A 26,345-nucleotide genomic window follows, 5' to 3' on the forward strand; every position below is an offset into this window, starting at 1 on the left:
TCAGTTCTCCTTCGTCACTGCTGATGCGGTCGCGGGGGTGTTCCCGCGCGTGTCGAGCGTCGTGCGGTCGACCTGGGTCACGCCCCTGGGCACGGCTCCCGTGGTCCACACGATGCGCAGCCGCAGCCGGTCGAAGCGCCAGCCGTCCGGCGTACGCCGGGCCCTGCCGGTGAACCGGCCGCCGAGCTGGAAGTACTCGGAGGGGTCCGGCGGCACGGGCGAGCCGTGGTGCACGTGGGACGCGATCAGGCTCCAGCCGAGCTCCGCCCGGTCGCCGTCGAGGTCGACCGAGCTGTCGGAGCCGTGGTGGTGCGTCCGGCCCCAGCGCGCCATGATCTCGGTGGTGAAATCGCCGACACCGGTGATGCCCCGGTGGCTGCCCACCGGGAAGGTCATCTCGATGTCCTCGGTGAACAGGGACTTGGCCCAGGCCTCGCCGAAGTCGCCCTCGTCGAGGCTGGCCAGGTAGCGGCCGGCGAGCTTCTGCAGCTCGGCGAGGTCGGCCAGCCGGGCGACCTCGGCGGCCAGGGCGGCCGGATCCGCCGCCTGCGGCCGGGTCATGACACCCGGCGCGCTTCGGTCGTGGCGTCCGTGCCGTAGATGACGACGTCGTCCGGACCGTGCACGACGGCCTTGCCCTCACCGGTGAGCGTGTCACCGTCGTGGCGTGCGGTGATGTCGATCCGGATGTAGGCGGCGCGGTGGCCGTTGGGGCTGATCTGGGTGACGTCGAGGTTGAAGTCCTCGCGCAGCGAGAACTCCAGCTCGGTGTCGCCGGTGACGGTCCAGGAGCCGGTTCCGGTGCTCTTCTTCGTCGTGACCGAGAGCGAACCGTCCGGCTCGAAGGTGACCGTGTAGTCGTCCACCTCGCCGTCGTGCGTGACCGTACCCGTCCAGCGACCGACGGGCGTCCAGGTAGATACAGGCATCGACCACACTTCCTCTAGTCGGGGAAACAAAAAATCCGCATCCAGGTCGGGAACACCGACGTGGACACGGATTTCGAATCAGGGCATGAAGCCGCCGGAAAGAGTGTGACACCTTGGCCCGAGCTTCGTCAACTCCAGCCTTTCCGCAGCAACTTGGTGAATCACCGGTGAACGGGAAAGAAGCAGCTCCCACGGCCTGGGGGGGTGGCCGTGGGAGCTGCTCAACGGGATCCCCGCACGGATCCGCGTTTTTCCTGGTGATGGTCCTCAATGATCCGGTCGGTAATTGCGAAGCCCTATTCCACGGCGCCGTTGCCGAAGATCGGGAATTACTGGAATTCGTCGCGTCGGGCCACCCGGAACAGTTCGTCCAGGTCGTACTCCGCCCGCTGCGGGCCGCCGTACCGGGTGATCTTCCGGCGGCTCGCCCACTTGCGGATGGTGGCCTCGGACACCCCCATCGCGAGGGCGGCCAGTTCCGTCGGGACCCTCCGCCGCCTCCGGTTCTCCTGCTCCGTCACGCGACCTCACCCTCCAGCCGGTCCGCCACGCGCATCCACTGGTGCGGTGGCAGCGCGTGCCCGGCGTCGCAGGCGACATGGCTGGGAACCCGGCCGCCGCCCGCGGACATCACCCCGTGCAGCGTCCCGTCGCACCCCGGCTCCAGGCAGGAGCCGAGCGGGAACCTGCGCACCCGCCCCGGACCGAACAGCTTGCCGAAGGCGGTGAGCAGTTCGGCGACCTCCTCGTCGAAGTCGACGGCCGCGGGGTGACCGGCCAGCCACGGCAGCTGCTTCTGCAGAAACCGCACCAGGCTGTCCACCCGGGGCTCGCGGGGCCGGGGAGCCCGGTCCCGCCGCTCGTCCACCACGAGCCGCGCCCACTGGGCGAGTACGTCAGTGACCTGAGCGCGCAGCGCCACCGCGCTGTCGTCCAGCACGATGCCCACGGTGCTCCGGCTGCCGCTGACCCGCTCGCGCAGCCGCGGCGGGGCCGGGGTGAGGGCCTGGTCGCTCTCTTCGTAGAGTTCGAGCAAGGTACGTAACTCCCGGTGCAGCCGGCCCACGCACTTGGCGCAGATCCGACCGCACAGGGGAACGCAGTCCCTGCTCCTGTGATCGTCGGCGAGTTGCCGAACCTCGTGCATCCGATCCCCCGAATCTCTGGGTTCTCCTGAGACTTCCTCCATGCTCGCGGCCGCCCCGACGCGCTTCAACGCAGGTCCGTTCAGGGTTTCGGCAAGCATCTGCAGTTGTGTGAACGGACCGTCAGGGCAGTGTGAGATGGCCTGAACGCACCACGCGCAGGGGGCGGAGTTCACCGTTCCGCCCAACAGCGGCCCCGGAGGGGTGGGTTCCGCGGTCGGGGCGGGGCCGGCAGCCCCCGGCAAGGCTTGAACACTGACCGAGCCTTTTGATAAACATAGCAGAAGATACCGTTCGACCAGTTTTTTTAGACCCCTTCAGACCCGCGGCGGACCACTCCGGCGCGGGCGGGCCACGGCGCTGGGAGACACCGATGAGGACCGTTCTGATCGTCGATGACGATGACGGCGTGGCCGAATCGCTCGCGCAGGCCCTGACCGTGCACGGCTTCGTGCCGCAGCGGGCCGCGACCGGGGCCGACGCGCTGGACCTGCTGGACGACGTCTCGCTCGTCCTGCTCGAACTGAGCCTGCCGGACCTGGCCGGGCACGAGGTGTGCCGGCGCATCCGGGAGAGGTCGTGCGTGCCGATCCTCGCGATGAGCGACCGGGCCGAGGAACTGGACCGGGTGATGGCGTTCCACATGGGCGCGGACGCGTTCGCGTACAAGCCGGTGGGCTCCTACGAACTGATCGCCCGCATCCAGGCGCTGTTCCGGCGTACCGGCAACTGCCCCTGGCACGAGGCGCACCGCACGGAGCCGGCGACCCGGGACCGGGGCGTGCCCGCCGGCACGTCCGCCGCGTCCGCCGAGTCCGCCGTACCGGCGCCCCGTGACACCCTCAGCGCCGGTCCGCTGGACCTCGACCTGCGCACCCGCACGGTCGCCCTGCACGGCGAGAGGATCCCGGTCACCCGGCGGGAGTTCGACCTGCTGGCGCTGCTCATGGAGGAGCCCGGCACGGTGCACCGGCGGCAGGACATCATGGCCCAGGTCTGGGACGAGAACTGGTTCGGCTCCACCCGCACGCTCGACGTCCACGTCGGCTCCCTGCGCGGCAAGTTGGGCAACCGCGAGTGGATCGAGACGGTGCGCGGCATCGGCTACCGCCTGGTGGTGCCACCGAAGGCACTGACGCCGGTGCGGCAGACGGCGGAGCGAACGGGCGGCTGAGGCTGCGCGCGGGCTTCTCCGGCGCGACGGTTCGCCGCGGACCGCCGAGGCGCGGGGGCTCCGCCGGCCACCACCGTCCCCCGCAACGCTGAGGCTCCGCACGGGCCCCTACCGTCACGACCGCTCTCCGCGGACCAGCGCGGATCAGCCCCCGGCGGCCCCGGTGACGCCGCGCGCGGCACGGGGACACCGCCGTGCACGGCAGGGTCCGTACGCCAACGCCGCCCGGCACGGGGCCCTGTCCGGCGGACGCCTCTCCGCAGCACGGTGGTCGAACCTCACGACTCCCCGGGCAGCACGGCAGTGGAGCCCACGGCGCCCCTACGACACGGCAGCCAAACCCCGCGAACGTCCCGGCACCACGGCGCTCGAACCCCCAACCTCCCCCAGCGCCACGGCCCTCGAACCCCCGATCGCCCCCGGCGTCACGGCGATCGCCCTCCAACGCCCCCACGGCACCCGCACGCCCCGGCGGACACCGCCCCGACACACATGGCAGTGCCCCCTCACCGCCTCCGCGGAAAGGGGGCACGGTCGCCGTCGCTCAGGCGTCCGGCGCCTCGGTGTCCAGGACCGTGACCGTGCAGACGCCGGCCACGGAGCCGCCCTGATGGAACTCCACGGTCAGGCTGCGCCGGCCCAGTTCGCCCACCGTCGGCTCGGAGGCCGACACCACGCAGGGCAGGTCCAGTTCGACGTACCGGTGGAACGAGGCGTCGCACCCGACCAACAGGCCGTGCGGCAGCCCGAGGCGGGCCAGCGCCGCCTGCCGGGCGGCCTCCATGACGAGCATGCCCGGCACATGGTCCACCGGGTGGTCGAACAGCACCGGGTGAGTGGCGTCGACGCGCAGCAGGTGCACGCCCTGGTCGTTGCCGGCCTCCCCGCCCGGCACGCCCAGCACGACGTCGAACTCCCGGGTGCGGCCCACCAGTTCCGGCGCCACCGCCGGGGCCGGCGTGCCCGCCGGACGGGTCTCGGCCCGCTCCCCGCGCAGCCTGCGGTACACCGCCGGGGCGACGCAGTCGGTGGCTGCGTACCCGTGGCCGATGAGCGTGCCGTCCCGGTGGGCGAGGACGTCGCAGGCGAAGGACGCGACGTGCTCCCGCCGGCAGCGGATGTCCTTGAGCGTCACTTCGAGCACCACGTTGGCCGGCGCCCCGGCCAGGCGGGCCCCCTCCTCGGTGATCTCGAACGACGTGCTCTTGGTGAGGAACGCCTGGCCCTGCGGGATGCCGAGCGCCTGGTGGGCCAGGAGCAGCCCGGCCTGACGTATCGATTCTCCGAGCAGCATCGGGTCGTGCCAGCGCCCCCCGATCGGGCCGTAGTAGCTGTGACCGCGCGCCCACTGGGCACCCACCCGGTACACGTCCCGTCTGTGGGGCCGGACTCCCGTGATGAGAACCTCCGAGACCGCCGCGCGGTGCACCAGCCAGCGCGGCACCGTGCGCTCGAAGAGGTCGACCTCCCCGTTTTCGAGAGTCACAAATTCCAGTCGGTCGGCTTGCACAAGTGCACTCATCGTGTGCCTCCTGAGGCGCGAAAGGAACGCGGCCTTCCGCGAGCGGAACAGGACAGGGCTTACATGGGCCGCCGTCGTGCATGGCAACGCCGCTGCCGGTAGCGTACTAGCTGACTGGTTTTTTTTCTCAGGGACATGGCAGTCTTTCGCCAAGAGACTCGCGGTGGGGCCGGCGGGGGTGGGCGACCGCCGCCGGCGCACCGAAGGACAGGAGGTAGGCGAGTGGCCAGGGTCAGGCAGGAACGTGCCGAGATCACCCGGCAGGCGATCCTCGACGGGGCAGCGGCAGCCTTCGACGCGACCGGTTTCGGCAGCACGAGCCTGAGCGATGTCGCACAACAGGCGGGCGTCACGAAGGGTGCGCTCTACTTTCACTTCGCCTCCAAGGAGGCCCTTGCCCGAGCGCTGGTGGACGAGCAGTTCCAGTCCACCGACCTGATCGCCGGGGAGTTGATGCCCGGGGTGCAGACGGTGGTCGACATGGGGCACCGGCTGGCGCACGGGCTGCGTACCGACGTCCGGCTGCGCGCCGGGATAAGGCTGGTGGTGGAGTTCGGTTCGTTCGTCGACCCCGACCCCGCGCCGTACAACTCGTGGATCAGCATCGTGCGGGACTGCCTGGCACCCGCCCAGGGCCGCGGCGACCTGTTCCCGGAGATCAACGTCACCGAGCTGGCGACCTTCGTGTGCGGCTCGTTCACCGGTCTGCAGCTCACCTCGTACGTCCGTACCGGCCGCGACGACCTGCACGAGCGGGTCACGGACATGTTCCGCTACCTGCTCCCGGGCATCGTCCCGCCGGACCGGCTCGCCGCGTTCGAACCGGCCGGCTCCCCCAAGTGCCGTGCCGAGCTGGGACTGCCGCCGCTCGGAGACGGCAAGCCGAGGAAACAGACCGACTGACCGGGAGGTGTGGGCCAGGACGGTGCGGGCTCCTGCCGGCGACGGCTGACCGGGTGTTCCGCGGGGCGGGCCGACAACGGTGTCACTGCGGTAGGGGCCCGGGGGCGAGGCGTCCGCGCCGTGCGGGCGGGACACCGTGGTGCTCACGGCCCAGGACACCCCGCTCGGCGGCAATGTGACGGTGGGTCAGCTTCGAGCGGTCCGGCGCCTCACGGCACGGACGGGGCCGTGGTCCGTACCGTCCGCAGCCCGTCCTTCGACGCCAGCGCGGGCAGGGTCAGTTCCCACAGGTCGGCGAGCCAGGTCTCGCACTCGTCCGCCGGTACGCCGAGCCAGGTCAGCGTCTCCAGCCCGGACACGGCCGCGGCCACCGGCGTGCGGACGGACGACTCCGCCACGGAGCAGCCGAGTTCACCGGCGCGCCGCGCCTCGTCGAGCAGACCGCCCAGCCGGCCCAGCCACTGCCCGTAGAAGTCGGGGGTGTCGTCGTCGCCGGGTACGCCACGGCCGGTCACGATGTCACCGGCGTCCCCCGGTTCCCGCTCGCGCGCGATCCGCACCGACGCGCGCACGAACACGTCCTCGCGCAGCAACCGCCCGAGCACGTAGGTCAGATCGACCACGAGCTGCAGATGCGTCCCACCGGCCGCCTCCAGTTGGAGGACCGCGCGCTCCATGGCCTCCCGGCCGCGGTCCTGCACGGCCATGGCGACCTCCTCCTTGGTGGAGAAGTGGAAGAACAGCGCCCCCTTGGTCACCCCGGCGTGGCGGCTGATGTCGGCGAGTGTGGCGCGCACGTAGCCGTGCCGCGCGAACTGCTCGGCGGCGGCGATCACCAACCGCTCGACGGTCCGCTCCGAGCGTTTTTGTTTGCCTGCCATCCGACCGCTCCTCGAAGCAACCCAGTTACACCTCCTGCATGGGTCCTTCATACGCCCCGGCACGGCAGGGGAAAGCAAGCCCAGTGTCAGATGAACAAAAAGATTCCACATCCTCACACTTCTCCGAGCGGAGCCCGCGGCGGGCCGGCCCGCGGGGAGGGCGGGCCGGCCACGCCCGGGCGGTCAGTTCTTCACGGCGACGGCGGCGAAACCGGCCGTGTCCTCCCGGTTGGTCTGGTAGTCCGCGTCGGAGGCCCGCTCCTGCGGCGTCTCCCACTCGTTGACGGACACCACGCCGGGTTCCAGCACGGTCCAGCCCTCCGTGTCGACGAACCGCGTGATCTCCGCGCGAGAGCGGGAGGCGAGGTCGACCCGCAGGTTCGTGTACAACTCGTCGACCGCGGCCCGCACCGGCGCCGAGACGTAGTCGGGGCTGGAGTGGGTGAGGATGACGAGGCTGCCGGGGGCCAGCGCGTCCTTGTAACGCTCGACGGTGCCGTACGGGTCGTCGGCGTCGAGGACGAAGTGCAGCAGGGCGCCGAACAGCACCGCCACCGGCCGGGAGAAGTCCAGCAGTTCCTTGGTCGCGGGCGCCGACAGCACCGCCTCGGGGTCGCGGAAGTCGGCGTCGACGTACGCCGTGCGGCCGTCCGAGGTCTCGCCCAGGATGCGGCGGGCGATGTCGCCGACGACCGGGTCGTTGTCGACGTAGACGACCTTGGCCTCGGGCGCGACCTCGTGCGTGGCCGCGGCGGCCGGGATGCCGCTGCCGATGTCCAGGAACTGGCCGATGCCCCGCCGGGTGGCGGTGCGCACCGCCCGGTTGAGGAAGCGCCGGTTGGCGCGCGCCCCCAGCGGGCCGCCGGGCAGCAGCTTCACGATGCCGTCCGCCGCGGCACGGTCCACCGGGAGGTTCTCGGAGCCTCCCAGGAAGTAGTCCATGATGCGGGCGGCGTGCGGGATCTGGTCGGGGGTCTTGTTCTCGGGCATGTCCACACATCCTTGGTGAGGGGTCGGGTCGGAGCCCTCGCACGGCCGGCCGGCACGGAGCGGGGCAAACAAAAAGGCGACATCCGAACCGGCTACTACCGGTGGATATCGCCTTTCTCGTGCCGTTCCAGGGCAAAAGGGTTCCGCGAAAAAGCGTGACATGTGCACGCGTGCGCTGTCAACGGACGCTGACCGTCCGTTCAGTGGCGCCCGCCCCCGGCTCCGTCCCCGCGTTCTTCCGGCGCGGCCGGCTGAGGTGCTTCATCGCCGGCCGCTCGACCAGCGCGTACAGCAGGTACGCGAGCACCGTGGTGACGACCCAGGCGAGCAGGCACAGCCCGACCGCCTCGGCGACGCCGTACGGGGCGTGCCCGGCGAGGTACTTGGTGCCGCCGATCAGCACGGTGGCCTGGAGCAGGTAGAACGCGAAGGACACCTCACCGAGCCACTTCATCACCCGTCCCCGGAAGGGCGAGCGCCGCCCGCGCACGTCGGCGACCGCGGCGGCCGGGACGAGCAGGCCGAGCGGAAGCACCCACACCGCGGAGAGGGCGTACAGGTACGGCACTTCGAGCGCCACGGCGTACGCGGCGACGCACAGCAGCACCGCCTGCCACAGCCGCACGCCCACCCACCGGTCGGTCAGCACGATCCGGGCGAGCAGCATGCCGAGCACGAACTCCAGCATCCGCACCGGCGGCAGCTGGTAGACGAACCAGTTCTGCACCTCGCTGACCTGCCAGCCGGGGATGCGCACCTCCCCGGGCAGGACCGCGTACGCGAACGCCGGTACGGCGACGACGGCGGCCGCGAAGCCGACCGCCCACGCCCACAGCCGCGCCGGGGAGATCGCCTTCACCGCGCGGTGCAGCAGCGGGAAGCACAGGTAGAACAGCAGCTCGCAGCCGAGGGACCAGCTCGGGGCGTTGACGCTGAAGGACACCGCCGGGTCCCAGGACCAGGTCTGCACCAGCAGCAGGTTGGGCAGCCAGTGCTGCCAGGCGGTGGTGGTCGCGCCGGCGAAGACCAGCAGCGAGACCACGAAGGTGACCAGGTGGTTGGGGTACAGCTTGACCAGGCGGCGGCGCATGAACAGGCCGGACGTGTCCGCGGGGCGGGCGGACCAGGTCAGGATGAAGCCGCTGAGGATGAAGAAGAACGACACCCCCAGGCCGCCCGCGATGCCGAACAGCCGGGCCGCGTCGTGCGCGGTCTGCCCGCTGAGGGGGCTGAGTTGGGGGCTGGTGACGTGGTACAGGAACACGGCCGTCGCCGCGTAGAACCGGAGTCCCGTCAGCGACGGCAGCCCGGCGTACGACGGTGCCCGCCCGGACCGGGCGGGCACCGCCTCCTGGGGTCGGTGGGTGGGGATGGTCACGGATCTCTCCTTCGCGCGGCACGAACGACTCGGCACCGCTTGTCGCGGCACGGAAAAACACCGCGCGGCAGGCCGGAGGGCCTGCCGCGCGGTGTCGACGGCATGGGCGGAACGGAAAAAGGAGACTGATCAGAGAGAAGACTGATCGGAAAGGAGGTCGATCAGCGGTTCAGAAAGGAGTGGATCGAGTGGATCGCAGTGGATCAGTACGGGAAGAAAGGCGACCGATCCGTCGGCGGGACGCTCCGGCCTGTCCAAAGGAACCGGGAGGCGCTCGGAGGCACAGATCAACCGCCGCCAAGAGCGTGACAGCCCCCCTTCGCGGAAGTCAACCCGCTCCGGGTGCCGCCACGCGCCTGGCGGTTCGGCCGCGCGGGACGCCGGTCGGACGGGATCGGCGGGATGCCCGTCAGACGTGGATCGGGTGGGACGTGCGCCCCGACGCCGAGTCGATCTCGTCGTGCGCCTTGGTCAGCAGACGCATGGCGAGTTCGTTCAACGCCCTCGCACCGGCGATCTCCTCGCCGACCCGCGGCTGATTAGGGTCGGTGTGGTGCCGGCTGGCGTGTCCGTGGGCCCTCACCTCGGTCCCGTCGGGCAGGCGCACGAGCGCCGCTGCCTTCGTGTGGGTGTCGTCGTCCTCCTGGAATTCGAGCTCGACATGCCAACCCACGACGGTGTGCGTCATGATGATCACCTCCGGATCCTGTGGCCAGGATCACTGTCTCCGGGATGCTTCCAGGGTGCTCCCTGAGTGCCCGACTTGTCGCGTTCCCGTCGCTGTTGTCCCGTTACGGACTCGGGTACGCCGCCGCGCCCACGGCCGCCGTTCACTGCCGTGGGGCACGAAGGCGGCATGCGCTGTTGCCCGACCGCTTCCCAAGCCGCCCGCTCGGCCCTCCCGGCTCCCCATTGCGCTCCGCCGCCCTCGTCGCCCCGTCGTCCTGCACGGCCTGCGCACCCGGCACTCCGGCCCCGTCGCAGCCGTCCAGCTGGAACTGGTCACGCCGGCCGAGGACCACGCCGTGATCACCTGGTTCACCGGGGTGCCCGGCACCGACGACGGGTACGGCCAGGTGATCCCGGCGATCACGGAGGGCGAGGTGCGCTACGGCACCCACCCGGCCCGCCTGGACCGGGTCGCCGGAGAGGACCGCCCGACCGCTCACCACCAGGTCGAGCCGACCGGCCTGGAGCCCGGCCGGACGTACTGCTACCAGGACCCGTTCCCGGGGCGTCCCCGCCACTGCGACCCCCCTGCACCTGGTGGGCGGCAACGCGGTGGGCACCTCACCGCACGGCCTGGACACCCCCGCGGGCCCTTACTCCTTCACCACCCCCCAGCCCCCACCAGGCCGCCACCTCCTCTCGATCGCCCTCTGCAACGACCTGCACCTGGGCGAGACGACGGCGGGCCTCGTGGCCGGAATCCCCCTGCTGCACGGCGTCTCCCGGACGCCCGGCCGGGCCCCGTACCCGGAGATCATGAGCCGGGCGGTGGTGGCGGCGGCAAGGCAGCGCGGGGCACACCTGCTGCCGGCCGCCGGGGACATCTCGGCGGGCGGCGCGCCGGGCGACCCGGCGACGGCGCGGCGCATCCTGGACGGCTTCGGCGTCCACGGACGTGGGGCAGCTGACGGCCTGATCAGGCGGCATGAGGCGGGGGCGGACGGTGCCGTTCACCCCAGCATGAGACCGATCCCCACCAACAGCAGCCCCGCGGCGGCGATCCGCGCCATCCCGAAACGCTCCTTGAACACCACGGCGCCGATCGCCGCGCCCACGATGACCGACGACTCCCGCAGGGCCGCGACGGGCGCGAGCTCGGCGCGGGTCTGCGCCCACAGGATCAGTCCGTACGCGCCCACGGACATCACGGCGCCCAACAGCCCCGACGCGACGAACGGCCGCAGGCGCGCGACGGTCTCCGTGCGCCAGACGCACACCGCGTACGCCGGTATCACCGCCCCCTGGACGGCCATCAGCCACGCCACGTACCCGAGCGCCGACCCCGAAGCCCGCACGCCCAGTCCGTCCACCACCGTGTACACGGCGATGGACAGTCCCGTCGCCAGCGCCGCCCCGATCGCCGGCCAGTGGGGCCGCCGCCCGCGCAGCCCCCACAACGCGGCGCCGGTCAGTCCCGCGCAGCTCAGCGCGATTCCGGCCACGACCCACCCGTCGGGCACCTCGTGGGCGAAGACGGCGGCGAGAACGGTGACGACGAGCGGCGCGCTGCCCCGCGCGATCGGATAGGCCTGTCCGAAGTCCCCCAGCCGGAAAGCCCTCATCAGCAGCGAGTAGTACGCGATGTGCACCGCGGCCGACAGCAGCAGATACGGCCAGGCCCGCGCCGCCGGCACGGCGACGAACGGCAGCAGCGCGAGCCCGATGACCAGGCCACCACCCGATATGAGCGCGAAGCCGACGAGCTTGTCGGTGATGCGGTGGGCGATGGCGTTCCAGCCCGCGTGCGCCACGGCGGCGAGCAGGACTGCCGCGGTGACCCCAGGGGTCACGCGGTGCGCTCGCGGACGTCCACCAGGGTGCCGCCGGCGTGCGCGATCAGGTCCTCGGGCGCCATCGGGAAGACGGTGTACGGCGTCCCGGCCGCCGCCCACACCACGTCGTGGTCGAGCAGCGAACGGTCGGCGAGCACCCGCGTCCTGGTCACATGCCCGAACGGCGGCACCCCGCCGATGGCGTACCCGGTCCTCTCCCGTACGACGTCGGCACGGGACCGCGTCACCTTGCCGACCCCGAGTTCCTGGCGCACCAGCTCCACGTCGACGCGGGAGGCCCCGTCCATGAGCACCAGCACCGGCACCCCATCGGCGGCGAAAACGAGCGACTTGCAGATCTGACTGAGCTCGCACCCGATGGCGGCGGCGGCCTCGGCGGCCGTACGGGTGGCCTCCGGGAACCGGCGGATCCGCCCGTGCAGGGCACCGAGCCCGACGGCGTCGAGGGCGGCGGCGAAACGGGGGTGGGCCGCCGAGGCGCTTGCGTTCTCCGCGTCCGAAGTGGTCATGGGCGGCACGCTAGCGGCCGGTGTACGGCACATGCGACCGGGTTATCGGCCCGGGAGGTGCGTCAGGAAACGCGCCCAGGCCGTGGGTGTGACGGTGAGGTGGGCGGCGTCGGGGGTCTTGGAGTCGCGGACGTGGACGGTGGCGGAGGTCGCGGCGACCTCGACGCAGTCGCCGGGCTCACTGCTGCTGCTGTAGCTGCTCTTGCACCAGTGCAGTTGCGGCGTGCTCATAGTCTCCCCAGCGCATGCTCGACAAAGGCCAGCGACTCTCTCGGTGTGAGAGCCTGCGCCCGGATCATCCCATAGCGCATCTCAAGTACTCGGAGATCCCTGGGGTTTGATACCGGGCGACCGTTGAACGCGCCGTCGGAGCGCCCGATCGCTGTGCCGTCGGTGAACTTCAGCACCTCGATCAGGCCCAGCATCCCCGCATGATCCTCGCGGTCGGTCGGCATGACTTGGAGCGAGACGTGTCGCAACTGCCCTACCTCCAGTAGGCGCTCGAGTTGTCGGCGCAACACCATCTTGCCCCCGATCGGGCGTTCGAGCGTCACCTGTTCCTGGACAAAACTGAGCACCGGGGCAGGGTGCCGCTCGAAGATGGACTTGCGCGCCATGCGAGCGGCGGTCTCTCGCTCCACCTGGTCGGGCGGGAGCGCCGGGAGGGACGTCTCGAACAGCGCCTTGGCGTATTCGGGCGTCTGCAGCAGGCCGTGGATGTTGTGGTTGCTGTACAGCAGCATCTCCGCCGCCCGCGACTCCATCTCCGCGAGCCGCCGCACCTTCTGCGGATACCGAGCCCTCCGCATGTCCTCCATGAACGCCCTGAGATGCCCCTGCGCGTTCAGTAACCGGTCGGCCCGCTCGAGGAACTCCGGGCGGGGAATCCGCACCCCGCGTTCGATCTTGCGGACCATGTCCTCCCCGTACCCCATGGTCTCGCCCAGCTCGGACGCCCGCAGGCCCGCCGCCTCCCGGCAGATCTTGACCAGGCGCCCCACCGCCTGCACCACCGGCTCGATCTCGTCGCCCGGTTCGACGTCCCAACCCGCCTCGTCGACGGCCTCGTCCATGCCCCACCTCCACCGCGCTTCCGTACCCGTACAACCCCCGAGACAGCCGGGACAGCGCAGGACAGAGCCAGGACAGTCACCGTACGCACAGGCGTTGTCACTGATCCACGGAAGCAGCTTCCGCCACGCTCGGTGACATGAACCGCGAGATCGCTGCCCCTGAAAACCACCCCACGTGCCCCGTCCGCAACTTCACCGTGCTGCTGTCCCCCACCCCGCGCGGCGCCCGCCTCGCCCGCCTCCTCGGGACGGAACAACTCCGGGCGTGGGGACTGCCGTTGCACCCGGCGGAGCACGTCCTCGCCGAGCTGGCCGCCAACGCCGCGACCCACGGCCGGGTCCCCGGCCGCGACTTCCGCCTGACGCTCTACGTCGTCGCCGACACCCTCCGCATCGAGGTCACGGACACGAGAGTTGACCGGCTCCCCCAACCGGCCCGACCCGCCCCGTGCGCCGACTCCGGCCGCGGCCTCCTCCTCGTCGACGCGCTCGCGGACCGCTGGGGCGTGACGCCGGGCCCGCACCCGCGGAAGACCGTCTGGGCAGAGGTGACCGTGGGCCGGTGGAATCGGACACCCGGCGTGGCAACGGCCGCCCTCCGCGGCCGAGGGCTGTGACGCGGATGTCTTCCCCGCAGAAGGAGGACCGGTGAGGGCCTGCGCCGTCCCCACGGTGCCCCCACCGGTCCGCTCCCAGGGAGCCGTCGGCCGCGTCAGGCGCGGACCAGATCCCGGTCCTCGTCGCCGCGGTCCGCGGCGGAACGCAGCCCCTCGCCCTCGACGTCCACGTTGGGCAGCGCCCGGTCCAGCCACTTCGGCAGCCACCAGGCCTTCTCGCCGAGCAGCGCCAGGACCGCGGGCACGATCGCCATGCGGACGACGAAGGCGTCGAAGAACACCGCGACGGCCAGGCCGAAGCCGATCATCTTGACCATGGACTCGCTGGAGCCGATGAAGCCCGCGAAGACCGCCATCATGATCACCGCGGCGGCGGTCACCACGCGCGCCCCGTGCCGGAAGCCGGTCACCACGGCCTGGCCGGGCTTCTCGCCGTGGACGTACGCCTCCCGCATCCGCGTCACGAGGAACACCTCGTAGTCCATCGCCAGGCCGAAGACCACGCCGACCATGAAGATCGGCATCATCGACATGACCGGCCCGGTCTCCTCGACCCCCAGCAGCCCCGACAGCCGGCCCCACTGGAAGACCGCGACCACCGCGCCCAGCGCCGCCATCACGCTCAGCAGGAAGCCGAGCGCCGCCTTCAGCGGGACCAGGATCGAGCGGAAGACCACGATGAGGAGCAGGAACGCCAGGCCCACCACCAGGACCAGGTACGGGATCAGCGCGTCGTTCAGCTTCTGCGACACGTCGATGTTCATCGCCGTCGAGCCGGTGACCAGTACCTCCGCGTCCGTGTCGGCCGCGGCCCGCGCGCCCGTGTCGCGGATGGAGTGCACCAGGTCCTCCGTCGTCACCGACGACGGCTTGGCGTCGGGGATCACGGTGATCGTCGCCGTGTCGCCGGCCTCGTTGGGCGCCGGCGGGGTCACCGTCACCACGTTCTCCAGGCCCTGGATCTCGTCGGCCACGTCACCGAAGGCGGCCTGCGGGTCCTCACTGCGCTCGGCGTCGACGACGACCATCAGCGGACCGTTGAAACCGGGGCCGAAGCCCTCGGACAGCAGGTCGTACGCCCGGCGCTGCGTCGTGGACGTCGGCTGGGAACCGTCGTCGGGCAGGCCCAGTTCGAGCGAGGCCGCCGGCACGGCCGCGGCGCCGAGGCCGAGGACGCCCAGCAGCAGGACGGCGACCGGACGGCGCACGACGAAGCTCGCCCAGCGCGTGCCCATGTTCGGGCGCCCCCGCCGCGCGGCGCGCGTCCCGCCCAGCAGCTTGCTCTTCTCGCCCGCCGGGCGCACCCTCCGGCCCGCGTAGCCGAGCAGCGCGGGAATCATCGTCAGCGCGATCAGCACCGCGATCGCCACCGTGCCCGCCGCCGCGACGCCCATCTTCGTCAGCATCGGGATGTTGACGACCGACAGACCGACCAGCGCGATCACGACCGTGAGACCGGCGAAGACCACCGCCGAGCCCGCCGTGCCGACCGCCCGGCCGGCCGCCTCCTCGCGCTCCCGGCCCTCGGCCAGCTCGGCCCGGTAGCGGGAGACGATGAACAGCGCGTAGTCGATGCCGACCGCGAGGCCGATCATGGTGGCCAGCGTCGAGGTCGTCGAGCCCAGATCCAGCGTGCTCGCCAGGGCCGTGATCGACGCGACGCCGATGCCGACACCGATGAGCGCCGTCAGCAGCGGCAGTCCGGCCGCGAGCAGCGAGCCGAAGGTGATGACGAGGACCACCGCGGCGACCGCGATGCCGATGATCTCCGTGGTCCCGGTGTGGGGCGTGGTCTGCAGCGCGTCACCGCCGACCTCCACGGTCAGCCCGGTGTCCCGCGCGTCCTGCGCGGCCGCCTGAAGGGCCTGCCGCGACGTGTCCGCCAGTTCCATGCCGGAGACCTCGTACCTGACCCGCGCGTACGCGATCGTGCCGTCCCGGCTGACGGCCTTGGCGGCGTACGGGTCGGCGACGGAGGCGACCTCGGAGCCGTCGGACAGCTCCCGGACGGTCTTCTGGACGGTCGACTTGTTCGCGGCGTCGGTCATCTTCTCGCCGGCCGGCGCCTTGAAGACGACCCGGGCGGTCGCTCCGTCGGCGCTCATACCGGGGAATCGTTCCTCCAACAGATCGAAGGCCTTCTGGGCCTCGGTGCCGGGGATCGAGAAGGACGTGGTGCCGGGCGCGGGCGCGCCGGCCGCGCCGACACCGGCGAGGGTCAACAGCGCCACCCACATCAGGGCAACGAAGTGGCGTCGCCGGAAGGCGAGCCGGCCGAGTTTGTAGAGGAACGTGGCCACGAGGGCGTACTCCCGGTCAGGTCGTGGGGTGTTCAGGGCAGGGGAGATCGGCCCGACGACGTGAGCGGTTCGCGTCAGGTGCTGAAGGTGCTGGTACTGGCTGAGAGAGTGCTCAGGCGGAGGGTGCGCCGAGGGCGGGGAGGACCACGGCGTCGATGTACGAGGTGAGGAAGGCCTTCGTCGGCGGCAGGTCGTCGATCAGCGCACGGGTGGCGAACGCGCCGATCAGCATGTGCACGACGTACTTCAGCGCGGGGTTGTCCGCCCGGACCTCGCCCCGGTCGACCGCCCGCTGGATCAGTTTGCGGAACTCCAGCGTCTCCGGCTCCAGCAGCTGTTCTCGCAACGCCCGCAGCAGGTCCGGATTGGTGTGCGCCGCCATGGCCAGCCCGCGCATCAGCGCGGCGTTCTGCTCCATGACGCAGTCGTCCTCGTGGGCCATCAGGGCGTGGAAGTCGCCCCGCAGCGACCCGGTGTCGACGTCGGCGATGCCGCCCCGCTTGTTGTGCCGGATCGCCTTGGCCGCCAGCTCGGCCTTGCCGCCCCACTGGCGGTAGAGCGTCGCCTTGCTGGACTTGGTACGGGCGGCGACGGCGTCCATGGTGAGGGCGTCGTAGCCGACTTCCCGGAGCAGTTCGAGCACGGCCTCGTACAGCTCGGCCTCACGCTCGGGTGTGATCCGACTGCGACGCGCCGTTGCGACCTCAGCCATGCTGCTCACCCTTCCTGCCCGGTGACGGTTTCCCGTACGACACGGTCTCGTACACGACGAATGTAGCGCAGGCCTTTGAGAAACGAAACCGTTTCGTACGTGTCTGCCTCACGCGCCTCCCGGCACGCCGATCGATGTCAGGTTTGGCACGACTTGCTCCGGTCCGTCCCGCAGGCGAAGCATGGGAACGTGACGTATCTGCGCCTGCCCCACCTCAGCGGTGACCTGCTGTGCTTCGTCGCCGAGGACGACCTCTGGCTCGCCCCCCTCGACGGCCCGGGCCGCGCCTGGCGGCTCACTGTCGACCGCACCAAGGTCGGCCACCCGCGCTTCTCCCCCGACGGCCGCCGGATCGCCTACACGAGCTGGCGCAGCCTGGACCCGGAGCTGCACCTGGTCGCGGTGGAGGGCGGCTCCGGCCGCCGGCTCACCTACTGGGGCAGCTCGGACTCCCAGGTGTGCGGCTGGACCCCGGACGGCGACATCCTCGCGGTCGCCTCGCACGGGGAGCCGTTCTCCCACTACACGTGGGCCTACAAGGTCTCCACGGACGGCGACCCGGGCCGCAAACTGCCCTGGGGACCGGTCGCGGACATCCAGGTCGCGGACATCGACGGCGAGCGCCGCACCCTCCTCCTCACCGGCACCCCGCCCCATGAACCGGCTTCTTGGAAGCGCTACCGGGGCGGCGCCATGGGCCGCCTGTGGCTGCACGGACAGCGCCTGCTCGCCGACCTCGAGGGCCATCTGCACTCTCCGATGTTCGTGGCCGGCCGGATCGCGTTCCTCTCCGACCACGAGGGCGTCGGCAACCTCTACTCGTGCGCGTACGACGGCTCCGACCTGCGCCGGCACACCGACCACGACGCCTTCTACGCCCGGCACGCCTCCAGCGACGGCACGCGCGTGGTGTACCAGTGCGCCGGGGACCTGTGGATCGTCGAGGACCTCGTCGCGGACTCGGCGCCCCGCCGGCTCGACGTGCGCCTGAGCGGGGCGCGCGCGGGTCGTCGTCCCTACCAGGTGCCCGCCGCGCACCACGTGGACGGCATCTCGGTCGACGAGACGGGACGCGCCAGCGCCGTCGTCGTGCGCGGCAGCCTCTACTGGCTCACGCACCGCGACGGCCCCGCCCGCACCATCACCGACACGCCGGGCGTACGGGTCCGGCTCCCGGAGATGCTCGGCTCGGGCGGCCAGGTCGCCTATGTGACGGACGCGGAGGGCGAGGACGCCATCGAGATCGCCTACCTGCCGCGCGCCACCGGTGACCGCCCACCGCGGCGGCTGGCCCAGGGGCGGCTCGGCCGGGTGCTGGAGATGGTGTCGGACCCGGAGGGCGAGCGACTCGCCGTCGCCGCCCACGACGGACGGCTGCTGTTGATCGACGCGTCCGACGAGACCTCCGACGTCACGGCCGACGAGGCGAGCGGCGCCACGGCCGGCGCGGCGACCGACGTCACGGCCGGTGAGGCGACCGACGTCACGGCCGGTGAGGCGAGCGGCGTCACGGCCGGCGCGGCGAGCGGCGTCACGGCCGGCGCGGCGACCGACGTCACGGCCGGTGAGGCGAGCGGCGTCACGGCCGGCGCGGCCGGCGGCGTCACAGGCGTCACAGCCGGTGAGGCGGGCGCGGCGGAGCCGGGTGGCGTGGTGACCGAGCTGATCCGGTCGATCAACGGGCCGGTGCGGGACCTCGCCTTCTCGCCGGACGGCTCCTGGCTGACCTGGTCGCACCCGGGCATCGGCCGGTCCCTGCGCCAGATCAAACTGGCCCGGATCAAGGACCGCTTCATCGTCGACGTCACCGACGGCCGCTTCGAGGACGAGAACCCGGTCTTCACCCGCGACGGCCGCTACCTCGCCTTCCTCTCCTGGCGCGGCTTCGACCCCGTGTACGACGTGCACACCGGCGACCTCTCCTTCCCGCTCGGCTGCCGCCCGTACCTGGTCCCGCTGTCGTCGGCCACCCCGTCCCCCTTCGCGTTGAGCCCGGACGGGCGCCCCGCCGCCGGGGGCCTGGACCCGGTCGAGGACGAGGCAGGCGCCGAGGAGGGCGGGGCGGTGACGGTCGAGGTCGAGGGCCTGGAGAGCCGGGTCACGCCCTTCCCGGTCGCGGCGTCCAAGTATTCGGGGCTGCACCCGGTCGCGGGCTGCGGACTGGTCTGGCTGCGCTGGCCGATCTCCGGCGCGCTCGGCGAGACGTTCGTCAACCCGGACGACACCAGCGGCCGCCCCACGCTGGAGTACTTCAACATCACCAAGGCCAAGAAGTCCGAACTCGTCGGGCACCTCGACTGGTTCACCGTCAGCGGCGACGGCACCCGCCTCGTCGTGGTCGACGAGGGCGACCTGCGCGCGGTGCCGTCCAGCGAGGTGGGCGACAGCGACACGACGACCTGGATCGACGTACGCCGCATCATGCACGAGGTCGATCCGGGCGCCGAGTGGCGGCAGGCGTACGAGGAGGCGGGCCGGCTGATCCGCGCCTACTTCTGGGAGCCGGGGATGTGCGGCATCGACTGGGACGCGGTGCTCGACCAGTACCGGCCGCTGGTCGACCGGGTCGCCTCGCCGGACGAGTTCGCCGACCTGCTCCGCGAGGTGCTGGGCGAACTGGGCACCTCCCACGCGTACGTCAGCGCCGCCCGCCGCAACGAGGGCCCGCCCCACTACCAGCGCCGCCAGGGTCTGCTCGGCGCCAACTTCGCCTGCCGGGACGGCGGCTGGACGGTGCGGCGCATCCTGCCGGGCGACTCCTCCGACTCCAAGGCACGCTCGCCGCTGGCCGGTTCCGGCATCCGCGAGGGCGCGGTCCTGACCCACGTGGACGGCCGCCCGGTCGACCCGGTGACCGGCCCCTACCCCCTTCTCGCGGGCGCGGGCGGGACGACGGTGGAGCTGACGTTCACAGCGGCCGAAGGGGAAGGGCGTTCCCGGCGGGTCGCCGTCGTCCCGCTCGTCGACGAGCGTCCGCTGCGCTACCAGGACTGGGTGGCCAAACGCCGGGCGGTGGTGCGGGACTTGAGCGGAGGCCGCTGCGGCTATCTGCACATCCCCGACATGGGCGGCTCGGGCTGGGCCCAGTTCAACCGCGACCTGCGCAAGGAGGTGTCCCGGCCCGCGCTGATCGTGGACGTGCGCGGCAACGCGGGCGGCCACATCAGCGAACTGGTCGTCGAGAAGCTCACCCGCACGATCCTGGGCTGGGACCTCACGCGCAACGCCCAGCCGGTGTCGTACGCCTCGAACGCGCCGCGCGGCCCGGTGGTGGCACTGGCGGACGAGGCCACGTCCTCCGACGGCGACATGATCACGGCCGCCTTCAAACTGCTCGAACTGGGCCCCGTGGTCGGGCAGCGCACCTGGGGCGGCGTCGTCGGCATGACCGGCCGCCACCGCCTGGGCGACGGAACGGTCATCACCGTGCCGATGAACGCGGCCTGGTTCGACGCGTACGGCTGGTCCGTCGAGAACCACGGCGTCTCCCCCGACGTGGAGGCCCTGCGCACCCCCCTCGACTGGGCGGAGGGCCGCTACGCGCAGCTGGACGACGCGGTGCGACTGGCACTGAACCTCCTGGAGACCGAGCCGCCCGCGACGCCTCCGGACCACAGCCACGTCCCGGACCGGTCGAGGCCGAAGCTCCCGCCACGACCGTGACGAGACGTACGCAGACGTGAACACAGGGCGCCCTTTCGAGAAGGGCGCCCTGCGTCAGGGGGCGAAGCCGACTACACGCCGGTCAGGCGTCGTAGTCCTCGGCGAACCGGTCCTCGGCCTCCTGCCGCTCCCGGTCGGACTCCTGGTCGCGGCGGCCACGCTCACGCGGCTCGCGCATGGGGTCGGAGGGGCGCTCGCGCCGCTCGTCCCGCTCCTGACCGATGCGCTCCTTGGCCTGCTGGCGCAGCTGCTCGGCCTTGTCCTGGAACTGGTCCTTCATGCCCATGAGATTCACTCCCGTTGTGGGTAAGGGATGGGGCCTCGACCAGATTTGCACGCACGAACACGCTGCGCATGTCGATCAACTACGCTGCGTAGCACGGGCCTGTTCGTCGGCCGCGCCGCCCGCGCCCACCAGGCCCGTCCGCATCCCTTGCAACCGGGGCGCGAACCGCCGCATCTCGCGTTGCCCCACGGCCCCGATGAGCGCGGGGACATAGCCGCGCACGCCCTGCATTCCGCGCAGCCACCACTGCCCGTAGACGTGGCTCGACCGACGCTCGATCCCGGCCACGATCCGGTCCACGGCCGGCCCCAGCGGGTACGTCTTGTTGGCCGGCCACGGCAGCCGCTGCCTCAACTCCCGCATGACGTCGTCCTGGTCGGCCCCGCGCACCATGTCGGTGTCGGTCCAGGACAGGTACGCGACGCCCACCTTGACGCCCTGGTGGCCGACCTCGGCGCGCAGGCTGTGCGCGTACGCCTCCACGCCCGACTTGGACGCGCAGTACGCGGTCATCATCGGCGCCGGCGTGATCGCGGCGAGGGAGGCGACCTGGAGCAGATAGCCCCGGCTCTCGGTGAGCACCGGCAGGAAGGCACGGGCGGTCACCGCGGATCCGATGAGGTTGACCTCGATGACCCGCCGCCAGGCCTCCGCGTCGGAGTCCGCGAAGGGCCCGCCGGCCGCGACGCCCGCGTTGGCGACGACGATGTCGACCTTGCCGAAGCGCGCCTTGACCTCCTGAGCCACCTTCGTCATGGCCGCGTGGTCGGTGACGTCGGCGTACCAGTGCTCGCTCTCGCTGTGCAGCCGCTGCGAGACCTGCTTGAGCTCGTCCGGCTCCAGGCCGACCAGCGCCACCTTCACGCCGCGCGCCGACAGCTTGCGGGCGAGCAACTCCCCGACGCCCCGCGCGGCCCCGGTGACGACCGCGACCTGTCCCTCCAGGCTGACCCTGCTCATGCGCCCTCCTTGACCGGTTCCTCCGGCGCGTACGTGGTGACGAGTTCGCGTATCTTCCCGGTGACCTGCTCGGGAGCCTCCACCGGTGTCATGTGTCCGAGCCCGGGCAGCTCGCTGATCCCGACGCACCGCGGCAGCGCAGCGACCAGGGCTCGGGCGTGCACCGGGGGCGTGAGCCGGTCGTGCGTGCCGACGAGGACCGCCGTGGGCACGTCCAACTGCCGTACGCCGTGGTCGAGGTCGAGCAGGTGCAGCACCTGCGACCAGGTGTGCCGCACGGTGCGCGGGCAGGCGTGCACGATCCGCGCGCACGCCTCCACCATGTGCGGGGCGGAACCGGCGCCCATGGTGGCGTACTTGAGGATCCTGCGCGCCAGGGGCGTGACCGGCCCGAGGGGCGCGCGGGAGCCGAGGACGTGCCGAGTCAGCCACGTCCGCAGCGTTCCGGCGCGCAGCGGCACGACGGTCGACTCGGCGACCAGCCGTGAACTGCCCGTGCTGCACAGCAGGACGGCCGCCGCGTGCGCGCGGAACCGTTCCCGTCCGGCCGCCGCCATCACCGTCATGCCGCCCATGGAGTGTCCGGCGATCACCGCCCGCTCCGCGGGCGCGAGCGTGGCGGCGAGGACGGCGTCCAGGTCGTCGGCGAGGGTCTGCGTACTGCACAGGCGGCTCGCCGGGCTGCGTCCGTGGCCGCGCTGGTCGTAGGCGATGACACGGTGGTCGGCGGCCAGGGCGCGGATCTGCGCGGCCCAGAAGGCGGTGGAGCAGGTCCAGCCGTGGACCAGGACGACGGCGGGCGCGCGGTCGGGGCCGTGCACCTCGACGTGCAGGCGGGCGCCGTCGGCGGAGGTGACGGTCAGTTCGCGGGCGGGGACGGGCGGGGCGTAGGGGCCTGAGGCGACGTGCCGCGGGCGGCTCATACGCCGGCCTCCTCGGCCTCCGCGGCGGCCGGTGCGGCGGACGGGCGCAGCACCTCGTACTCGGTGAGGTCCACCCGCCGCGTGGCGCGCCGGAACTCCCCCGTCGTGCCGGGCCAGATGGTCGAGTTGCGTCCGCTGGCGTCCAGGTACCAGCTGGTGCAGCCACCGGTGTTCCACACCGTGCGCCTCATCCGCTGCTGCACCTTGTCGTTCCAGGCGCGGACGGCGGAGGGCCGCGCGTCGAGGGCGACCCGCCCGCCGAGCACCTCCAGCTGCCGGACGTAGTCGGCCAGGTAGTTCAGCTGGGACTCGATCATCAGGATCATGGAGGAGTTGCCGAGGCCGGTGTTCGGCCCGATGACCGTCATGAAGTTCGGGAACCCGGCGGCACTGGCGCCGCGCAGGGCCTCCATGCCGCCCTTCCAGACCTCCGCGAGCGTCCGGCCGTCCGCCCCGACGACCCGCTCGGCGATCGGCATGTCCGTGACGTGGAAGCCGGTGCCGAAGATGATCGCGTCGACCTCGGCCTCGGTGCCGTCGGCGGCGACGAGCGTGGAGCCGCGGATCTCGCCGAGCCCGCTCGCGACCACCTCCACGTTGGGCCGGGCGAGCGCCGGGTAGTACTCGCTCGACAGCAGGATCCGCTTGCAGCCGATGCGGTAGTCGGGGGTGAGCTTGGCGCGCAGGGCCGGGTCCTTGATGGCGCGGGCCATGTTGCGCTTGGCCAGCTGCTCGACGAAACCCAGCTCGCCCGGGTGCTTGGTGAAGGCCTGGACCTGCAACTCCCGGATGCCCCAGAGCAGTCCGCGGCGCAGCCGGGTCGTCAGCGGCAGCGCGCGGTGCAGCCGGCGTTCGGCGCCGCCGATGGCGCGGTCGACGCGGGGCATCACCCAGGGCGGGGTGCGCTGGAAGAGGGTCAGCCGGGCGACCTCGGGCTGGACGGCGGGCACGATCTGGATGGCGGACGCGCCCGTGCCGACCATGGCGACCCGCTGGCCGCGCAGGTCGTAGTCGTGGTCCCAGCGGGCCGAGTGGAACACCTTGCCGGGGAAGGTGTCGAGCCCCGGGATGTCGGGGATCCTCGGGTCGGACAGCGGCCCGGTGGCGGAGACGACGAGGTCGGCGGTGAGCGTGCCGGAGGCGGTCTCGAGCTCCCACCTCAGCTCGGCGGCGTCCCAGGTCATCCGCTTCACCTCCGAGTCGAAGCGGATGTGCGGGCGCAGCCGGAAGACGTCCGTGACGCGCTCCAGGTAGGCGCGGATGTGCTCCTGGCCGGAAAAGGTGCGCGGCCAGTCGGGGTTGGGCGCGAAGGAGAACGAGTAGAGATGGGACGGTACGTCGCACGCGCACCCCGGGTAACTGTTGTCCCGCCAGGTGCCGCCGACACTGCCGGCCCGTTCCAGGACGACGAAGTCGGTGATCCCCTCGCGGCGCAGCCGCACGGCCGCCCCGAGCCCACCGAATCCCGACCCGACCACCGCCACCCGTACATGCTCGTGCTCGGCCATACCGACGCCCTCCATGCCGTTCGCGACTCCACGACCACGCCAGTGAACACTGGCGCAATCGGGAGACTAGAGGAGCGGCGTACTGAGGGGTAGGGGTCGGCACGAGGAAAGTTACCGGCGGTACGACTTAAGGTGCGGACGTGACGGAGAAGCGTGAGTACCGCATGGAGGAACTGGCCCGGCTGGCCGGCATCACAGTGCGCACCCTGCGCTTCTACCGCGAACGCAAGCTGCTCCCGCCACCTCGCCGCGAGGGCCGGATCGCCTGGTACGACGACCACCATCTGGCTCGGCTGCGCACCATCAGCGCCCTGCTGGAGCGCGGCCACACCCTGAACGGCATCGCGGAACTGGCCGAGGCCTTCGACCACGGCCGGGACGTCGCCGACCTGATCGGCGCCGACACCCCGACCGAGGAGGAACCGGTCCGCCTCACCCCCGAGGAGCTCGCCGCCCGCTTCGAGGGCGAGGTCACCCCGGAGAACCTGGCGGCCGCCATGGAACTGGGCTACCTCGGCACCGACGGCGACGAGATAGTCCACATCAGCCGCCGGCTGCTCGACGTGTCGTCGGCGCTGGTGCGGGAGGGCATCCCGCTCGCGGAGGTGCTCCGGGCGGGCAAGGAGGTCCGCTCGCACGCCGACGCCCTCGCCGGCCTCTTCGCCGACCTGGTCCTGCGCCACGCCACGGAGCAGGACCTGCCCCGCCTGCGCCCCCTCGCCCGCAGCGTGGTGGAGGCGGAACTGTCCCTGGCCCTGGACCGCAGGATGCGCGCGACGCCTTAGCGTGTCGGGCCGGGGGTGACTCACGGGCCGTGGGTGCGGGGCCTCAGCGGTCGTAGACCACCGTCACCGGCGCGTGGTCCGACCACCGCTCGCCATGGGTGGCGGCGCGCTCCACGTACGCCTTGACCGCCCGCTCCGCGAGCCCGGGAGTGGCGACCTGGTAGTCGATGCGCCATCCGCTGTCGTTGTCGAAGGCCCGCCCCCGGTACGACCACCAGGTGTACGGCCCCTCGACGTCCGGGTGCAGGGCGCGCACGACGTCGACGTAGCCGCCCGCCTGCGGGTCGAACACAGTCGTCAGCCACTCCCGCTCCTCCGGCAGGAAGCCGGAGTTCTTGGTGTTGCCGCGCCAGTTCTTCAGGTCGGCCTGCTGATGGGCGATGTTCCAGTCGCCGCAGACCACCACCTCGCGCCCGTCGGCGGCGGCCCGCTCCCGCAGCCCCTTGAGGTGGGCGAGGAACTCTCCCATGAAGCGGGCCTTCTCCTCCTGCCGCTCGGTGCCGACCTCGCCGGACGGGAGATAGAGGGAGGCGACCGTCACACCGGGCAGGTCGGCCTCGACGTACCGCCCGCCGCCGTCGAACTCGGCGGACCCGAACCCGACCCGGACCGCGTCCGGCTCACGCCGGGTGTAGAGGGAGACGCCCGCACGCCCCTTGGCGTTCGCGGGCGCGTGCACCACGTGCCAGCCCTCCGGCGCCCGCACGTGCTCGGGCAGCTGCTGCGGCTCGGCGCGCACCTCCTGCAGGCAAAGCACATCGGCTTGCGTCCCGGCGAGCCACTCCACGAAGCCCTTCTTCGCGGCGGCCCGCAGCCCGTTCACATTCACAGAGGTCACAGTGAGCACCGGGGCACCCTACCGGCACACTGGACGGAGTCAGGATTCCAACTTCGCACAGGTGTACGATCCTCGGCATGGATTTGCGCCGCGTCCCCTTCGACCACCCCGACGCCGTGAAGCTCAACGACGAGGTCCAGGCCGAGTACCACGAGCGCTACGGCGACGGCGGCGACGCCACCGTCCTCGACCCGTCGGACTTCCGCCCGCCGAACGGCGTGTACCTGATCGCCTACGACGAGTCCGACCGACCCGTCGCCACCGGCGGCTGGCGCAGCCAGGACAAGAACGACGAGGGCAACGAGGACGGCGACGCGGAACTCAAGCGGATGTACGTGATCAGGGAGCTGCGCGGCCGCGGCCTCGCCCGGCGCATGCTCACCGCCCTGGAGGACGACGCCCGCGCCGCCGGCCGCGTCCGCATGGTCCTGGAAACCGGCACCGAGCAGCCGGAGGCCATCGCGCTCTACACGTCCAGCGGCTACGAGCCCTGCGCCAAGTTCGGCTACTACCGCTTCCACGAGGCCAGCCGCTGCTACGCGAAGGCCCTGTGACGGGAGCCACTTGAGGGCCAGTCACCTGGCCCCGAACGCCACAGAGCCCCGCCGGAATCCCGGCGGGGCTCTATGCTGCGTGGACCTGAGGGGATTTGAACCCCTGGCCCCCTCGATGCGAACGAGGTGCGCTACCGGACTGCGCCACAGGCCCTTGCAACGAGTGAAACTTT

The 26,345-nt window shown here is 71.7% G+C and carries 26 protein-coding genes and 1 tRNA gene; 6 read left to right on the forward strand and 21 right to left on the reverse strand.

Annotation, left to right across the window (positions count from 1 at the left end; genetic code table 11):
- From IPT68_RS15510 to IPT68_RS15525, 4 genes are all read right to left on the reverse strand, one after another.
- Nucleotides 1-561: a nuclear transport factor 2 family protein gene (locus IPT68_RS15510; RefSeq protein WP_189701634.1), complete on the reverse strand. Its 561-nt coding sequence runs from the start codon at nt 559-561 to the stop codon at nt 1-3.
- Entirely contained in the window at nt 558-929 is a 372-nt protein-coding gene (locus IPT68_RS15515) for a dehydrogenase (RefSeq protein WP_228040477.1), read from the reverse strand. Before IPT68_RS15515 ends, IPT68_RS15510 begins: the two co-directional genes overlap by 4 nt.
- 329 nt (nt 930-1,258) lie before the next feature.
- Complete coding sequence (locus IPT68_RS15520) at nt 1,259-1,450, reverse strand: hypothetical protein (protein WP_189701699.1); 192 nt, start codon at nt 1,448-1,450, stop codon at nt 1,259-1,261.
- Nucleotides 1,447-1,965: a hypothetical protein gene (locus IPT68_RS15525; RefSeq protein ID WP_228040479.1), complete on the reverse strand. Its 519-nt coding sequence runs from the start codon at nt 1,963-1,965 to the stop codon at nt 1,447-1,449. The genes IPT68_RS15520 and IPT68_RS15525 overlap by 4 nt, the downstream gene beginning before the upstream one ends.
- Before the next feature lie 482 nt (nt 1,966-2,447).
- Here IPT68_RS15525 and IPT68_RS15530 point away from each other — a divergent pair, with 482 nt between their 5' ends.
- Entirely contained in the window at nt 2,448-3,248 is an 801-nt protein-coding gene (locus IPT68_RS15530; protein ID WP_189701636.1) for a response regulator transcription factor, read from the forward strand.
- A 544-nt stretch (nt 3,249-3,792) separates the two neighbouring features.
- On the opposite strand, the gene IPT68_RS15535 is transcribed toward IPT68_RS15530, so the two are convergent.
- The gene (locus IPT68_RS15535) at nt 3,793-4,734 is read right to left on the reverse strand and encodes a ScbA/BarX family gamma-butyrolactone biosynthesis protein (protein ID WP_228040481.1); all 942 of its coding nucleotides are present in this window, start codon (nt 4,732-4,734) and stop codon (nt 3,793-3,795) included.
- Between the two features lie 258 nt (nt 4,735-4,992).
- Here IPT68_RS15535 and IPT68_RS15540 point away from each other — a divergent pair, with 258 nt between their 5' ends.
- Entirely contained in the window at nt 4,993-5,673 is a 681-nt protein-coding gene (locus tag IPT68_RS15540) for a ScbR family autoregulator-binding transcription factor (protein ID WP_228040483.1), read from the forward strand.
- Nucleotides 5,674-5,882: 209 nt separating this feature from the next.
- On the opposite strand, the gene IPT68_RS15545 is transcribed toward IPT68_RS15540, so the two are convergent.
- From IPT68_RS15545 to IPT68_RS15580, 8 genes are all read right to left on the reverse strand, one after another.
- Nucleotides 5,883-6,554 (reverse strand): ScbR family autoregulator-binding transcription factor, encoded by a 672-nt coding sequence (locus IPT68_RS15545; RefSeq protein WP_189701639.1) that lies wholly within the window; start codon nt 6,552-6,554, stop codon nt 5,883-5,885.
- 183 nt (nt 6,555-6,737) lie between these two features.
- Entirely contained in the window at nt 6,738-7,544 is an 807-nt protein-coding gene (locus tag IPT68_RS15550) for an SAM-dependent methyltransferase (RefSeq protein ID WP_189701640.1), read from the reverse strand.
- Between the two features lie 178 nt (nt 7,545-7,722).
- The gene (locus IPT68_RS15555; RefSeq protein WP_228040485.1) at nt 7,723-8,922 is read right to left on the reverse strand and encodes an acyltransferase family protein; all 1,200 of its coding nucleotides are present in this window, start codon (nt 8,920-8,922) and stop codon (nt 7,723-7,725) included.
- A 409-nt stretch (nt 8,923-9,331) separates the two neighbouring features.
- Nucleotides 9,332-9,610 (reverse strand): DUF1876 domain-containing protein, encoded by a 279-nt coding sequence (locus IPT68_RS15560; protein ID WP_189701641.1) that lies wholly within the window; start codon nt 9,608-9,610, stop codon nt 9,332-9,334.
- Nucleotides 9,611-10,601: 991 nt separating this feature from the next.
- The gene (locus tag IPT68_RS15565; RefSeq protein WP_189701642.1) at nt 10,602-11,441 is read right to left on the reverse strand and encodes an EamA family transporter; all 840 of its coding nucleotides are present in this window, start codon (nt 11,439-11,441) and stop codon (nt 10,602-10,604) included.
- Nucleotides 11,438-11,953, reverse strand: coding sequence for a YbaK/EbsC family protein (locus IPT68_RS15570; protein ID WP_189701643.1), 516 nt, complete (start codon nt 11,951-11,953; stop codon nt 11,438-11,440). The genes IPT68_RS15565 and IPT68_RS15570 overlap by 4 nt, the downstream gene beginning before the upstream one ends.
- A 42-nt stretch (nt 11,954-11,995) precedes the next feature.
- On the reverse strand, nt 11,996-12,184 hold the full coding sequence (locus tag IPT68_RS15575; RefSeq protein ID WP_189701644.1) for a DUF397 domain-containing protein: 189 nt from the start codon (nt 12,182-12,184) through the stop codon (nt 11,996-11,998).
- Entirely contained in the window at nt 12,181-13,026 is an 846-nt protein-coding gene (locus tag IPT68_RS15580) for a helix-turn-helix domain-containing protein (protein WP_189701645.1), read from the reverse strand. The genes IPT68_RS15575 and IPT68_RS15580 overlap by 4 nt, the downstream gene beginning before the upstream one ends.
- A gap of 137 nt (nt 13,027-13,163) precedes the next feature.
- Here IPT68_RS15580 and IPT68_RS15585 point away from each other — a divergent pair, with 137 nt between their 5' ends.
- Nucleotides 13,164-13,643, forward strand: coding sequence for an ATP-binding protein (locus IPT68_RS15585; protein WP_189701646.1), 480 nt, complete (start codon nt 13,164-13,166; stop codon nt 13,641-13,643).
- 95 nt (nt 13,644-13,738) lie between these two features.
- On the opposite strand, the gene IPT68_RS15590 is transcribed toward IPT68_RS15585, so the two are convergent.
- Together IPT68_RS15590 and IPT68_RS15595 are read right to left on the reverse strand one after the other, a co-directional pair.
- Entirely contained in the window at nt 13,739-15,943 is a 2,205-nt protein-coding gene (locus tag IPT68_RS15590) for an MMPL family transporter (RefSeq protein WP_189701647.1), read from the reverse strand.
- A gap of 112 nt (nt 15,944-16,055) precedes the next feature.
- Complete coding sequence (locus IPT68_RS15595) at nt 16,056-16,655, reverse strand: TetR/AcrR family transcriptional regulator (protein ID WP_189701648.1); 600 nt, start codon at nt 16,653-16,655, stop codon at nt 16,056-16,058.
- A 189-nt stretch (nt 16,656-16,844) separates the two neighbouring features.
- Between IPT68_RS15595 and IPT68_RS15600 the strand changes: the two genes are divergently transcribed.
- Complete coding sequence (locus tag IPT68_RS15600; protein WP_189701649.1) at nt 16,845-20,318, forward strand: S41 family peptidase; 3,474 nt, start codon at nt 16,845-16,847, stop codon at nt 20,316-20,318.
- Nucleotides 20,319-20,400: 82 nt separating this feature from the next.
- Here IPT68_RS15600 and IPT68_RS15605 read toward each other — a convergent pair whose 3' ends face one another.
- From IPT68_RS15605 to IPT68_RS15620, 4 genes are all read right to left on the reverse strand, one after another.
- Nucleotides 20,401-20,598, reverse strand: a complete 198-nt coding sequence (locus IPT68_RS15605) for a hypothetical protein (protein WP_308438834.1) — start codon at nt 20,596-20,598, stop codon at nt 20,401-20,403.
- Nucleotides 20,599-20,679: 81 nt separating this feature from the next.
- On the reverse strand, nt 20,680-21,564 hold the full coding sequence (locus tag IPT68_RS15610; protein WP_189701651.1) for an SDR family oxidoreductase: 885 nt from the start codon (nt 21,562-21,564) through the stop codon (nt 20,680-20,682).
- On the reverse strand, nt 21,561-22,487 hold the full coding sequence (locus IPT68_RS15615; protein WP_189701652.1) for an alpha/beta fold hydrolase: 927 nt from the start codon (nt 22,485-22,487) through the stop codon (nt 21,561-21,563). The genes IPT68_RS15610 and IPT68_RS15615 overlap by 4 nt, the downstream gene beginning before the upstream one ends.
- Nucleotides 22,484-23,995 (reverse strand): flavin-containing monooxygenase, encoded by a 1,512-nt coding sequence (locus IPT68_RS15620; RefSeq protein ID WP_189701653.1) that lies wholly within the window; start codon nt 23,993-23,995, stop codon nt 22,484-22,486. Before IPT68_RS15620 ends, IPT68_RS15615 begins: the two co-directional genes overlap by 4 nt.
- A 140-nt stretch (nt 23,996-24,135) precedes the next feature.
- On the opposite strand from IPT68_RS15620, the gene IPT68_RS15625 reads away from it, so the two are divergent.
- Nucleotides 24,136-24,780 carry a MerR family transcriptional regulator gene (locus IPT68_RS15625; protein ID WP_189701654.1) on the forward strand — a complete coding sequence of 215 codons (645 nt, stop codon included), beginning with the start codon at nt 24,136-24,138 and terminating at the stop codon, nt 24,778-24,780.
- A 43-nt stretch (nt 24,781-24,823) separates the two neighbouring features.
- On the opposite strand, the gene IPT68_RS15630 is transcribed toward IPT68_RS15625, so the two are convergent.
- Nucleotides 24,824-25,627 carry an exodeoxyribonuclease III gene (locus IPT68_RS15630; protein ID WP_189701655.1) on the reverse strand — a complete coding sequence of 268 codons (804 nt, stop codon included), beginning with the start codon at nt 25,625-25,627 and terminating at the stop codon, nt 24,824-24,826.
- Nucleotides 25,628-25,695: 68 nt separating this feature from the next.
- On the opposite strand from IPT68_RS15630, the gene IPT68_RS15635 reads away from it, so the two are divergent.
- Nucleotides 25,696-26,172: a GNAT family N-acetyltransferase gene (locus tag IPT68_RS15635; protein ID WP_189701656.1), complete on the forward strand. Its 477-nt coding sequence runs from the start codon at nt 25,696-25,698 to the stop codon at nt 26,170-26,172.
- Between the two features lie 80 nt (nt 26,173-26,252).
- Here IPT68_RS15635 and IPT68_RS15640 read toward each other — a convergent pair.
- Nucleotides 26,253-26,326, reverse strand: a tRNA-Ala gene (locus tag IPT68_RS15640).
- Nucleotides 26,327-26,345 lie beyond the last annotated feature (19 nt).

The organism is Streptomyces chromofuscus (assembly GCF_015160875.1).
GTDB lineage: Bacteria > Actinomycetota > Actinomycetes > Streptomycetales > Streptomycetaceae > Streptomyces > Streptomyces chromofuscus.